Origin of the sequence: Pseudomonas sediminis (genome assembly GCF_002741105.1) — a bacterium.
Lineage (GTDB): Bacteria > Pseudomonadota > Gammaproteobacteria > Pseudomonadales > Pseudomonadaceae > Aquipseudomonas > Aquipseudomonas sediminis.
Map to the genome: position 1 here is coordinate 472756 of NZ_NIQU01000004.1, position 13439 is coordinate 486194.

Annotated in this window: 10 protein-coding genes; all 10 read left to right on the top strand. The window is 63.7% G+C overall.

Translation table 11 applies throughout. The features are described 5' to 3' along the window. Nucleotides 1-45 precede the first annotated feature (45 nt). The 10 genes from bufB to CDO35_RS12870 all read left to right on the top strand — a co-directional run bounded on the left by bufB (nt 46) and on the right by CDO35_RS12870 (nt 13414). On the top strand, nt 46-891 hold the full coding sequence (gene bufB / locus CDO35_RS12825) for an MNIO family bufferin maturase (RefSeq protein ID WP_099525108.1): 846 nt from the start codon (nt 46-48) through the stop codon (nt 889-891). Beyond that, on the top strand, nt 882-1676 hold the full coding sequence (locus tag CDO35_RS12830; RefSeq protein WP_099525109.1) for an HvfC/BufC N-terminal domain-containing protein: 795 nt from the start codon (nt 882-884) through the stop codon (nt 1674-1676). The genes bufB and CDO35_RS12830 overlap by 10 nt, the downstream gene beginning before the upstream one ends. 147 nt (nt 1677-1823) lie before the next feature. Then, the gene (cfaB, locus tag CDO35_RS12835; protein ID WP_099525110.1) at nt 1824-3008 is read left to right on the top strand and encodes a C17 cyclopropane fatty acid synthase CfaB; all 1185 of its coding nucleotides are present in this window, start codon (nt 1824-1826) and stop codon (nt 3006-3008) included. Between the two features lie 40 nt (nt 3009-3048). Further along, a complete protein-coding gene (locus tag CDO35_RS12840) occupies nt 3049-4806 on the top strand; it encodes a sensor histidine kinase (protein ID WP_099525111.1) in 1758 nt (585 codons plus the stop codon). 147 nt (nt 4807-4953) lie between these two features. Beyond that, nucleotides 4954-6294, top strand: coding sequence for a sigma-54-dependent transcriptional regulator (locus CDO35_RS12845; RefSeq protein WP_099525112.1), 1341 nt, complete (start codon nt 4954-4956; stop codon nt 6292-6294). Between the two features lie 535 nt (nt 6295-6829). After that, entirely contained in the window at nt 6830-7783 is a 954-nt protein-coding gene (locus CDO35_RS12850; RefSeq protein ID WP_099525113.1) for a TAXI family TRAP transporter solute-binding subunit, read from the top strand. Nucleotides 7784-7916: 133 nt separating this feature from the next. Beyond that, the gene (locus tag CDO35_RS12855) at nt 7917-9944 is read left to right on the top strand and encodes a TRAP transporter permease (RefSeq protein WP_099525114.1); all 2028 of its coding nucleotides are present in this window, start codon (nt 7917-7919) and stop codon (nt 9942-9944) included. Further along, a complete protein-coding gene (locus tag CDO35_RS12860) occupies nt 9941-10348 on the top strand; it encodes a DUF1850 domain-containing protein (protein ID WP_017363488.1) in 408 nt (135 codons plus the stop codon). The genes CDO35_RS12855 and CDO35_RS12860 overlap by 4 nt, the downstream gene beginning before the upstream one ends. 249 nt (nt 10349-10597) lie before the next feature. Then, on the top strand, nt 10598-11116 hold the full coding sequence (locus CDO35_RS12865; protein WP_013717921.1) for a DUF3617 domain-containing protein: 519 nt from the start codon (nt 10598-10600) through the stop codon (nt 11114-11116). A gap of 162 nt (nt 11117-11278) precedes the next feature. Beyond that, nucleotides 11279-13414, top strand: coding sequence for a TonB-dependent siderophore receptor (locus CDO35_RS12870; protein WP_099525115.1), 2136 nt, complete (start codon nt 11279-11281; stop codon nt 13412-13414). Nucleotides 13415-13439 lie beyond the last annotated feature (25 nt).

The window sequence follows — 13439 nt, forward strand, 5'->3', positions numbered from 1 at the left end:
CGGCCGCCGTGCGGTTGCCCCGCATCACCCTGCAAGGAGCCAGCGATGAATGCTCAACGCGGCAATCTGGGTTTCGGCCTGGGCCTGCGCAGCACCTACTACCAAGCCATTCTCGAGCAGCAGCCGGCCATCGACTGGTTCGAGATCGTCTCGGAAAATTACCTGGTAGCGGGCGGCAAGGCCCTCTACTTTCTCGATGCCATCGGCGAGCGATACCCGCTGGTGATGCATGGCGTGTCGCTGTCGATTGGCGGCCCGCACGAGTTGGATCGTGACTATCTGCGCCAGCTCAAGCACCTAGCCACGCGCGTGCAGCCAGCATGGATCTCTGATCACCTGTGCTGGAGCCAGGGCAATGCCCACCAGTTGCACGACCTGCTGCCGCTGCCCTACACCGAGGAGAGCCTGCAGCATGTGGCCGCACGGGTGCGCCAGGTGCAGGACGTGATCGAACGGCCGCTGGTGCTGGAAAACGTCTCCAGCTATTTGCGCTGCGCCGATGATCAGTTCAGCGAATGGCAGTTTCTCGCCGCGCTCAGCGAACTGAGCGGCTGCGAGCTGTTGCTGGACGTCAACAATGTCTACGTCAGCGCGCGCAACCACGGCTTCGATGCCTGGACCTTCATCAGTAGCCTGCCCAAGCAGCGCATCCGTCAGCTGCACCTGGCCGGCCACAGCGATTACGGCAGCTACCTGATAGACACCCATGATCAGCCGGTCAGTGATCCGGTCTGGCAGCTTTATCAACGCACCCTGCAGCACCTCGGGCCGGTGTCCACGCTGCTGGAGCGTGACGATCATTTTCCCGACCTGGATGTGCTGCTCGACGAGCTGAACACCGCGCGCCGCTTCGCCGCCCAGGCGCTGCAAGGTACCCCGCAATGCGTCTGAGTGAATGGCAGGCGCAGGTGCAGGCCTACCTGCTGAGCCCCGATGTCCAGCCCAACCCGGCGCTGCGCGCCAGTCTGCTGGGTAGCGCGGCGCTGAGTGCCGAACAGGGCCTGGCGATTTACCACAACGCCTACCGCGCGCGTCTGCTGGAAGCGTTACGGGGTGATTATCCGGCGGTGCACGGCTGGCTCGGTGATGAGGAATTCGATGCACTGGCGCTGGCCTATCTCGATGCGCACCCCTCGCAGCATTTCAGCTTGCGCTGGCTCGGTGCGCAGCTGGCTGACTTTATCGACGGCTATCTGGTACCGGCCCAGGCTGCGCCGCTCAGCGAGCTGGCGCGGCTGGAATGGGCTTTTACCCTGGCCTTCGATGCGCCCGATGGCTTGCCCCTGAGCCTGACGCAAATGGCCGAACTGCCGGCCGAAGACTGGCCTATCTTGCAGGTTCGCCTGTTGCCGAGCGTGCAGTGGCTGGTTTGTCGGCATAACAGCCTGGCGCTCTGGCGCGCATGCAAGGAGCAGGGCGATTTCCCCGGCAGTCAGCCGCTGGAGGAGATGGAGACCTGCGTGATTTGGCGCGATCAGCTGATTACCCGCTATCGCAGTCTGGCGGCCGATGAAGCGGCGGCATTGCAGGGCATGACCGTGCACGGCTGGAACTTCGCCGAACTGTGCGGCGAGCTGGCGCATCTCGGTGAACAAGCGCCAGCTCAGGCGGTAGGCTGGTTGCGCCAATGGCTAGCTGACGGCCTGCTGCAGCGGGTCGACAGCGCCCAGCCCTGACGGCTGCCATCGGCTGTGCAATCTGGCCGCGGATTCAGGTGTGTCCGTGCCACGCACGCCGTTAGTCGCCGCAATCGAACCCGGTGAGAGGGGCCAGGTCATCTGCATCAGGCCCCTGCAAAACAAGCCTGGCCGGGAGGGACAATCATGCTTGCGCAACTGTCCACTGCACTTCGTGATCTCCAGCTACCGCTGCGCCTGAAACTCTGGGACGGCAAGCAGCTCGACCTGGGGCCGAAACCCCGGGTGACGCTGGTGGTGAAGGACCCCAGCCTAGTCACGCAACTGGCGCATCCCAGCCTGGATGTTCTGGGCGCCGCCTACGTCGAAGGCCGGGTAGATCTGGAGGGCTCCATCGCAGACGTCATCGAGGTCGGTGATGCGCTGAGTTCGGCGCTGCTCGGTGACGAATCCGCCCCGGTGGAACTCGCCACCCGCCACGACAAGCACAGCGATGCCGAAGCCATCAGCTACCACTACGACCTGTCCAACGACTTCTACCGCGTGTGGCTGGACCGCGACATGGTCTATTCCTGCGCCTACTTCGAAACCGGCCAGGAAGACCTCGACCAGGCCCAGCAGGCCAAGCTGCGTCACCTGTGCCGCAAGCTGCGCCTGCAGCCGGGTGACAGGTTGCTCGATGTCGGTTGTGGCTGGGGTGGGCTGGCGCGTTTCGCCGCGCGCGAGTTCGCAGCCGAGGTCCATGGCATCACCCTCAGCCAGGCGCAGTTGGATCTGGCGCGTCAGCGTGTGGCCGAGGAGGGGCTGGGCGAGCGGGTGACCCTGGAGTTGCTCGACTACCGCGACCTGCCGCAGGACGGCCGTTTCGACAAGGTGGTCAGCGTCGGCATGTTCGAGCACGTTGGCCACGCCAACCTGCCGCTGTACGCCCAGCGCCTGTTCGGTGCGGTCCGGCCCGGTGGTTTGGTGATGAACCATGGCATCACGTCGCGTTTTACCGATGGTCGTCCGGTCGGCCGTGGTGCGGGTGAGTTCATCGATCGCTACGTGTTCCCGCAGGGCGAGCTGCCGCACCTGGTGACCATCAGCAAGGCACTCAGCGAGGCGGGGCTGGAGATCGTCGACGTGGAGAGCCTGCGCCTGCACTACGCGCGCACGCTGCAGCTGTGGAGCCAGGGCCTGGAGCGGCAACTGCAGAGCGCCGCGCAGTGGGTACCGGAAAAATCCCTGCGCATCTGGCGCCTGTACCTGGCCGGTTGTGCCTACGGTTTCCAGCATGGCTGGATGAACCTGCACCAGATCCTGGCGGTGAAGCCACGCGACGACGGCAGCCACGATCTGCCGTGGACACGCGCCGACCTTTATTCGTGATGGGGTAACATGCGGCTCGTCTTTATTCCGCGAGCCGCCCATGCCCTTGCCGCAGCGCCCCCGCTATCGCTACCGCGTTCTGCTCACCGTTCTGGTGATTGCCGCCGGCTTGCTGGTGAGCCTGTGGCTGGGCGGTCGTTATGCCGAGCAGCGGGCCTGGGACGAGCGCAGCGTCGAGGCGCGCGGGCAGTTGCAGCTTTATGCCCAATCCATTCGCACCCTGGTCGAGCGCTTCAGCTCGGTGCCCGAGGTGCTGGCGCTGGACAGCGACATCCGCAGCCTGTTGCGCGCGCCACATGATCGCCAGTTGCGTCTGGCCCTGAACCAGCGCCTGGAGCGCCTCAACGCCGCCGCTGGCTCGACCGTTCTGTACCTGCTCGATGCCCAGGGCGAAACCCTGGTGGCCAGCAACTGGCGTGACTGGAGCAGCTTCGTCGGCAACAACTATGCCTTCCGCCCGTACTTCCAGAATGCCGTGCGTGATGGCGGTGCGCGCTACTTCGCGGTGGGCGTGACCACCGGTATTCCCGGCTACTTCCTTTCTCATGTGGTGCGCGATGACCAGGGCGAGCTGCTCGGCGTGCTGGTGGTCAAGCTGGAGCTGGAAGACCTGCAGCGCGAATGGGTCGGCCAGCCGGGCGTGCTGATGGTCGCCGACAGCTATCAGGTGGTGATCCTCAGCAACAAGCCGATCTGGCGCTTTCGCGCCCTGCAACCACTCGACGAACAGGCGCGTGCCGAGCTCGTTGAGGTGCGTCGCTACGCCGAACAGGCGTTGCAGCCGCTCGCCCATGAGGTACATCGGCAAATCGACAAGGATGCGGACTGGGCGCGGGTCGATGGCCCCGACGGCAATCGCGATTACCTCTGGCAGCGCCTGTACATGCCTGAAGAAGGCTGGACGCTGCACCTGCTCAGCGAGCCGGTCGGCCTGGCCGATAGCGTGCGCAGCTATCGCCTGGCCGCTGCCGGCGTGTGGATGACGTTCGCGTTCCTGTTGCTGTTCCTCGCCCAGCGGCGCAAGAACCAGCGTTTGCAGGCCGGCATTCGCGAGCGCCTGGAGCGTGAGGTGGCACTGCGCACCGCCGAGCTGCGCGAGGCTCAGGACGGCCTGGTGCATGCCGCCAAGATGGCCGCGTTAGGGCAGATGTCGGCGGCCCTGGCGCACGAGATCAACCAGCCGCTGACTGCTCTGCAGATGCAGCTCGGCAGCCTGCGCCTGCTGCTCGACAGTGGTCGGCCGGAAGCGGTGCGCGACGGCCTGCAGCGCATCGACGGCCTGCTGCAGCGCATGGCCGCGCTGACCGGCCACCTGAAGACCTTCGCCCGCAAGACACCGGCTGGCCTCAGCGAGCGCCTGTGCCTCGGTGATGTGCTGGAGCAGGCGCTGCAACTGCTGGCGCCGCGCATGCGCAGTGAGCAGGTGGAGTTACGCACGCAGATCGACGATGACGCCGAAGTGCTCGGTGATGCGATTCGCATCGAGCAGGTGATTCTCAACCTGCTGCATAACGCCCTCGATGCCATGGCCGACAGCGAGTCGCGGATTCTTCTGGTACATATCGCCCGTGAGGACGCTGGCTGCCTGCTCAGCGTCGAGGACAGCGGCGGTGGTATCGCCGAGGAGACCCTCGGGCGGGTGTTCGAACCCTTCTTCACCACCAAGCCGGTGGGGCAGGGGCTCGGGCTTGGGCTGGCGGTGTCCTACGGTATCGTGCGCGATCTCGGCGGCACGCTGGAGGCGCACAACGGCGAGCTGGGCGCGGTGTTCAGCATGAGGCTGCCGGCTGCGCCGTAGAGATTATTCACGGCGCTGTTGCGGCCGGGGTGCGCGGTACACCCTGCGAGTTGCGCGCCCGATCCCAGTGTGCGCCGTGCGAACCGGTCGTTGCCCCGGATCGCATTCGTCGGGCTACACTGCCCGCCGTTCTCAAGAGGAGGTGCCATGAGCGCTCAGGTCATAGTGGTCGACGATGAAGCGGCGATTCGCGAGGCGGTGCAGCAGTGGCTGGAACTGTCCGGTTTCGAGGTACGCGCCTGCGCCAGTGCGACCGAGGCCCTGGCCCTGGTCGACCGCGACTTCCCCGGCATTGTCGTCAGCGATGTGCGCATGCCCGGTAGTGACGGGCTGCAACTGCTCGACAAGCTGTTGCAAATCGACAGCGACCTGCCGGTGATTCTCGTTACTGGCCACGGCGACGTGCCCATGGCGGTGCAGGCGCTGCGCCAGGGCGCTTATGACTTCATCGAGAAACCCTTCACCCCAGAGCGCCTGCTCGACAGCGTGCGCCGTGCTTTGGACAAGCGTCGGTTGGTCTGTGAGAACCGCCAGCTACGCCAGCAGGTGGCCGACAAGGGCCGTATCGAAAGCCAGCTGATCGGAATTTCGCGGCCGATGGAAAACCTGCGTCGGCAAATCCTCGAACTAGCCGGCACCTCGGTCAACGTGCTGATTCGTGGTGAAACCGGCAGCGGCAAGGAGCGTGTAGCGCGTAGCCTGCACGACTTCAGCTCACGGGCCAGCAAGGCCTTCGCCGCGCTCAACTGTGCGGCGATTCCGGAGACCATATTCGAGAGCGAGCTGTTCGGTCACGAGAGCGGGGCCTTCACCGGCGCCCAGGCCAAGCGCATCGGCCGCATCGAGCATGCCGACGGCGGCACGCTGTTCCTCGACGAAGTGGAGAGTCTGCCGCTGGCACAGCAGGTCAAGTTGCTGCGCGTGCTGCAGGAAAAGACCCTGGAACGCCTCGGTTCGAACAAGAGCATTCAGGTCGACCTGCGGGTGATCAGCGCGGCCAAGCCGGACTTGCTCGACGAGGTCAAGGCCGGGCGCTTCCGCGAGGACCTGGTGTACCGCCTGAACGTCGCCACCCTGCATATTCCGCCGCTGCGCGAGCGTCGCGAGGACATTCCGCTGCTGTTCGAGCATTTCGCCCACGAGGCGGCGCTGCGTCATGGTCGCGAAGCGCCGCCGCTGGCGCCGAGCGAACTGGCGCGGCTGCTCGGGCATGACTGGCCGGGCAACGTGCGTGAGCTGATCAACGCCGCCGAGCGCCATGCGCTAGGGCTTTCCAGCCCACCGCCGGCCGAGCGCTTTGCCGGCCAGGCCCTGGCGCAGCAGATGGAGGCTTTCGAGGCGCAGTGCCTGCATAACGCCCTGCTGCAATGCCAGGGCAATATCGCCGCAGTGATGGAAATGCTGCAGCTGCCGCGGCGCACCCTCAACGAGAAAATGCAGCGACACGGCCTGGCGCGTGGTGAATACCTGCCGGGTGGAGAAGAGTAGGGCACGCGGGCATGTAGGGTGCGCCATGCGCACCAGGTGTCATGATCTCGAGCCAACCGGTGCGCATGGCGCACCCTACGGTTTGGCGGCCAGCCCTCACCAGGATGCAATCCGGCAAGTAGCGCTCACCTCATCGCCCGACTGTATCTCGCTCCCTTGGTAGGCGGAATTCTGCCTATGCCCTCGTGAGGGTAAGCGGTTTACCGCTCAGTGACCCATCGGTCCTTATATTAAACCTCTCTAAATCGGGCTTTTCAGGCCCTGGCACGGCATCTGCTATGACAGTTGCAGCCGTGCAGCATCTTGCCGACGCGGCGACCATAAAAACGACAAGAGGTCAGCCCATGAACTGCCATGCCCCTCGCGCCATGCCGCACTCGCTGCCGTGCATGGGCCGCCTTCCTACCGCGCCCGCCGCGGCTCTTGTCCGACGCTGCACCCTGCGCTGCTGATCGCGCAACGTCGACGTCGTCTGTGCGACGTCGTCTAGAGTGAAACTCTGCATACAGCCAATAACAACGACGGAGATACTTCCATGCGACTGACCAAGAAAATCAGCCTGTTCGCCGCTGCCGCGGCCATCACTGCCAGCACCGCAGTGCTCGCTGCCCCGACCTTCATCAACGTGCTCACCGGCGGTACCAGCGGTGTGTACTACCCGATTGGTGTGGCTCTTTCGCAGCTGTACAGCAACGGCATCGAAGGCTCCAAAACCTCGGTCCAGGCGACCAAGGCGTCGGTGGAAAACCTCAACCTGCTCGAAGCCGGTCGCGGTGAGCTGGCTTTCGCCCTCGGTGACTCGGTCGCCGATGCCTGGAACGGCGTCGAAGACGCTGGCTTCAAGGCGCCGCTGAAGAAGATCCGCGCCATCGCCGGTACCTACCCGAACTACATCCAGATCGTTGCCAATGCTGAATCCGGCATCAAGACCCTGGAAGACCTCAAGGGCAAGCGCATTTCCGTCGGCGCACCGAAGTCCGGTACCGAGCTCAATGCCCGCGCCATCTTCGAAGCCGCTGGCCTGACCTACAAGGACATGGGCAAGGTCGAGTTCCTGCCGTACGCCGAGTCGGTCGAGCTGATCAAGAACCGTCAGCTGGACGCCACCCTGCAGTCCTCCGGTCTGGGTATGGCCGCCATTCGTGACCTGGCTTCGACCATGAAGATCAGCTTCGTCGCCATCCCGGCCGACGTGACCGCGAAGATCGACAACGCCGCTTACGAGGCTGCCACCATTCCGGCCGGCACCTACGACGGTCAGGACGCTGACGTGCCCACCGTTGCCATCACCAACATCCTGGTCAGCCATGAAGGCGTTTCCGACGAAGTCGCCTACCAGATGACCAAGCTGATGTTCGACAACCTCGGCCGTCTGGGCACCGCTCACTCTGCGGCCAAGGACATCAAACTGGAAACCGCTACCAAGAACCTGCCGATCCCGCTGCACCCAGGTGCCGAGCGCTTCTACAAGGAAGCCGGCGCGCTGTAATGACGGCCCGGACCGTGGCGCCTGCGCCTCGGTCCGGTCTTCACAGAATCGCGAATAAAACCGGCGCCTGTAGGCGGTAGGTTTTGTTGGCGACTCTGTCTCCGTATCGAAGTAGTCATGAGGTTTGCACTCCATGAGTGAACAAGACAACGGCCTGGCTGCCAGCCCGTCCGACTGGCCGAAGGCGCTTTTTGCCGTCGCCCTGCTGTTTTCCATCTTCCAGATCGTCACCGCAGCCTTTCACCCGGTGTCGACCCAGGTGCTGCGTGCGGTGCACGTCGGCTTTCTGCTGCTGCTGGTGTTCATCAGCTTCCCGGCACTCGGCAAGGGCCGTCCGTGGCAACCGTTGGCCTGGCTGCTGGGCCTGGCTGGCATGGCCACAGCGATCTACCAGTGGTACTTCGAGGCGGACCTGATTCAGCGTTCCGGTGACCTGACCACCAGCGACATGATCATCGGCCTGACCCTGATCGTGCTGGTGTTCGAAGCTGCGCGCCGCGTCATGGGTATCGCCCTGCCGATCATCTGCGCGCTGTTCCTTGCCTACGGCATGCTCGGCCAGTACCTGCCGGGCGACCTGATGCACCGTGGCTATGGCCTCGACCAGATCGTCAACCAGCTGTCGTTCGGCACCGAAGGTCTGTATGGCACCCCGACCTACGTGTCGGCCACCTACATCTTCCTGTTCATCCTGTTTGGCGCCTTCCTCGAGCAGGCCGGGATGATCAAGTTGTTCACCGACTTCGCCATGGGCCTGTTCGGCCACAAGGTCGGCGGCCCGGCCAAGGTATCGGTCGTGTCCTCGGCACTGATGGGCACCATCACCGGTTCCGGCGTGGCCAACGTGGTCACCACCGGCCAGTTCACCATCCCGCTGATGAAGCGCTTCGGTTACCGCCCGGCCTTCGCCGGTGGTGTCGAGGCCACCTCGTCGATGGGCAGCCAGATCATGCCGCCGATCATGGGCGCCGTGGCCTTCATCATGGCCGAGACCATCAACGTACCCTTCTTCGAAGTGGCCAAGGCCGCGCTGATCCCGGCGCTGCTGTACTTCGGCTCGGTGTTCTGGATGGTCCACCTGGAGGCCAAGCGCGCCAATCTGCGCGGCCTGCCCAAGGATGAATGCCCGAACCCGTGGAAGGCCGTGCGTGAACGCTGGTTCCTGCTGATCCCGCTGTTCATCCTCATCTACCTGCTGTTCTCCGGCCGTACTCCGCTGTTCTCCGGTACCGTCGGCCTGGCGCTGACCGCCATGGTCATCCTCGGCTCGGCGATCATCCTGCGGGTCTCGTCGAAGGCCATGCGCTTCGCCTTCTGGATCGCCCTTGGCGTGCTCTGCGCCGGCTTCTTCCAGCTGGGTATCGGCGTGGTGTTCGGCGTCATCGCGGCGCTGGTGGCAGTCTGCTGGTTCGTCAAAGGCGGCCGTGAAACCCTGACCCTGTGCCTGCACGCGCTGGTCGAAGGTGCGCGTCATGCCGTACCGGTCGGTATCGCCTGCGCCCTGGTTGGCGTGATTATCGGTGTGGTGTCGCTGACCGGGGTGGCCTCCACCTTCGCCGGCTACATCCTCGCCATCGGCCAGGACAACCTGTTCCTGTCGCTGGTGCTGACCATGCTCACCTGCCTGGTGCTGGGTATGGGCATTCCGACCATCCCCAACTACATCATCACCAGCTCGATCGCTGCGCCGGCCCTGTTGGAGCTGGGTGTTCCGCTGATCGTCTCGCACATGTTCGTCTTCTACTTCGGCATCATGGCCGACCTCACGCCGCCGGTAGCGCTGGCCTGCTTCGCCGCAGCGCCGATCGCCAAGGAGCGTGGTCTGAAAATCAGCTTCTGGGCGGTGCGCATCGCCATCGCTGGCTTCGTCGTGCCGTTCATGGCGGTCTACTCGCCAGCGCTGATGCTGCAGGGCGATAGCTTGCTGGCGACGGTCTACGTCGGTCTCAAAGCGATGCTGGCCATCGGTATCTGGGGCGCCGTGTTCACCGGCTACCTGCAGGCCAAGCTGACCTGGTGGGAGCGTCTGCTGGGTCTGGCAGCCGGCGCCAGCCTGATTCTCGCCACCCCGATCAGTGACGAAATCGGCTTTGCCCTCAGTGCCATCTTCATCGCTCAGCACTTCTGGCGCGCCCGTCGTGCCGAGGCAGCGACGGCGTGATCGGCCTGTGTCTGGGGTTGGCCGGTGCGGTGTGGGCAGAGTTGCCCACACCCGCCTTCACCCTGGCCTGGACGCACACCATCGAGAAGATCCGCTGGGAAGAGGATTACCGTGTCACCGCCGAGGGCCTGGTTCTTGGTGAGGCGCGGGTCAAGGGTTCCGGCGCCGGAATGGAAATTCCCGACGGTGCCGAACTGCGCAATGGCAGCTGGCACTACCAGCGTCAGCTACCGCCTTTGCAACCCCTGCGAGTTGGGCGTACGCCCGAAGCCGGGGATTACCAACTGTGTATCGACCAGCGTTGTCGCCCGATGAGCGACTGGCTCGGCCCGCCAAAAGCGAGCCAGCCGGCGTTGGAACTCTGGAGTTGTGAGCTGAGCTCCCCCGCGGCTGACGCGGGCTAGGTTCGCCAGAGCGGACCCAGGCTCCCGGCGCCACAAGTGCCGGGTCAAAAGAAGGAAACCCCCATGCGGCGCAAGCCTGTGGGGGTTTTGTTCATCTGCGGCCAGCGGGGCTATGCGCGCTGCGAATCTTATACGCTTATCAACTGTCCAAATCGCCGCGGGGCGCGACTCCTACAGGAGCGGCGGCCCGATGCCCTGGTGCCCCGAGGCGCCCTCGGCTTGGCCTACTATCCGCTCAGGAGACCTGTCATGCGCATTCTTTATCGTACCGCTCTACCTCTTGCTCTCTGCCTGTCGCCCGTGGTGGCTAGCGCGGTAGAGCTGCAGCCCGGCGTCTGGGAGGTCAGCGCGCACAACATGCAAGTCGGCGGTCAGGCTATGCCGGGCATGGATCAGATCCTCGCGCAGCTGCAGAACCTGCCGCCGGAGCAGCGCCAGATGATGGAAGGCATGATGGCCGAGCGCGGTGTGAAACTCGGTGCTGGAGGGGTGCAAATCTGCCTGACCGAAGAGCAGATCAAATCACAGGACATTCCCCTGCAGGATCCCAACTCTGGTTGTAACCAGCAGATCACCGAGCGCAGCGGCAACCTGTGGAAATTTCGCTTCACTTGCCCGGATGCGCAGGGCGAAGGGGAGACCCGCTTCGTCAGCGACAAGGAATTTACCACCCAGGTCAAAGGCACATACAAAGGCCAGCCGAGCAGTATGGAGAGCCAAGCCCGGTGGGTGGGGGCGGATTGTGCTGCACTCAAAAGGAACGGATAACAGGTGTTTATGTAAATAATTCGCATTGACTAGGGCGCTCTTCTGCTGCGAGAATTTTGTCGCTAATTATTTGCATTTGCTTTCCGCAGATGCGTGCCAGTGAGGCAACCAGCTGCAAAGGGACTGTCAGCGGCTATCGACAGCGCATCAGGAGTACGTCCCTTGTTCAGCAGAAGAACCCACCTGGCCGTGGCGATTGCGGCCGCCTGCAGTTTCAACCATGCCGTGGCCAGTGAGCAGGAGCAGTTCGAGCTCGATGCCCAGACCGTGGTCGGCGACAGTGCAGCGGCCGAGGTCGACAGCTACAAGTCCACGCCCAGCAGTGCTGCGACCAAGCTCGACCTGACCCCGCGGCAGACGCCGCAGTCGATTTCCACCCTGAGCAGCGCCCAGCTGCGCGACTTCAAGCTCACCAGCGTCAACGATGCGCTCAAGGCCGTGCCGGGCGTGCAGGTGCAGGAAGTCGAAACCGACCGCACCTACTACACCGCTCGCGGCTTCGACATCACCAACTTCCAATACGACGGCATCTCCGTGCCCTTCGTCTACGGCAACGTCGAAGGTGACCTGGACACCGCCATGTACGAACGAGTGGAGGTGATTCGCGGCGCCAACGGCCTGATGTCCGGTACCGGCAACCCCTCGGCGACGGTCAATTTCGTGCGCAAGCGACCCACGCTGGCACCGCAGGCGCGCGTCGATCTGACGGCCGGCTCCTGGGATAAGCGGCGTATCGACACCGACGTATCCGGTGCGCTGACCGATGCCGGCAACATCCGCGGCCGCGTGGTGTATGCCAACGAAAACAAGAACTCCTACCTCGACCGCTACTCGCGTGAGAAGAACGTGTTCCATGGTGTGCTGGAGTTCGATCTGGATGACCGTACTCTCTTCACCCTCGGCCACACCCTGCAGACCAGCGACGCCAACTCGCCGATGTGGGGGGCGTTGCCGCTGGTCTATCAGGACGGTGGCAAGACCGACTATTCGCGCTCTACCAGCACCGCGACCGATTGGGCCTACTGGGACAACCAGGAAAATCGCACCTTTGCCGAGCTGGCGCACACCTTCGACAATGGCTGGCAGGCCAAGACAGTGGTCACCCGTGTCGAGAAGAAGAGCGATGGCTCGATGTTCTATGTCTACGGCACGCCGAACCGCCAGACGGGTGCAGGCCTGTATTCCTATCCGTCCGAATACAACGAAAAGAACAAGCAGCTGATCGTCGATCTGCAGGCCAGTGGCCCTTTCAATCTGGGCGGTCGTCAGCACGAAGCGGCCTTGGGTGGCAGCTGGTCGCGCTCCGAACTTGAGGATCTGTCCTGGTACGACTCCAGTACCGGCACCATGCTGCCGCCGCTGGAGCAGTGGACCGGCAATTATCCGAAGCCCCTCAACGACAACGGCAGCAACGGCAGTGACTTCACCGACCGCATGAAGAGTGTCTACGGTGCAGCACGTTGGAGCCTGACCGATGATTTGAGCCTGATCACTGGCGCTCGCGTGGTCGACGTGAAGAGCGACGGCACCAACTACGGCCTGGCCAAATCGTCGAAGAACAGCGGCAAGGTCGTACCCTACGCGGGCATCGTTTACGACATCACCGCCCAGTACTCGGTCTACGCCAGCTACACCGAGATCTTCACCCCGCAGACCAAGAACGATGTGAGTGGCTCGCGTCTGGCTCCCCTGGAGGGCGTGAACTACGAAGCCGGTATCAAGGGTGAGCTGTTCGACGACAAGGTCAACGTATCCCTGGCTGTGTTCCGTACCGAGCAGGACAACTTCGCCGAGCAGGCCGGCATGAATGGTTCGGTGGCTTACTACCGCGCCATCGAAGGCCTGACCAGCGAAGGCTACGAGCTGGAGTTCTCTGGCGAACCGCTGGAAGGTCTGCAACTCAGCGCCGGTTACACCTTTGTCGACATCACCAATGCCGATGGCTCGCATGCGGTGACCTACTCGCCCAAGCACATGATCAAGACGGCTGCTACTTACCGCATCCCAGGTATGGAGAAGCTCAAGGTCGGCGCTGCCGTGCGTTGGCAGGACGATATCAAGATCGCCGTGCCACTGACGGCCGATGACGGTTTCACTTCGATTGGCACTGCCGACGCCAAGCAAAAGGCCTACGCCGTGGTCGACCTGATGGCCAGCTACGACATCGACCCGAACTGGAGCGTGTCGGCCAACCTCAACAACCTCACCGACGAGAAGTACCTGAACAGCCTGTACTGGACCCAGGCCTACTACGGTGCCCCACGTAACGTCAGTGCCACCCTGACCTGGAAATACTGACAGCCAGTGCCGCCCCCAACGGGCG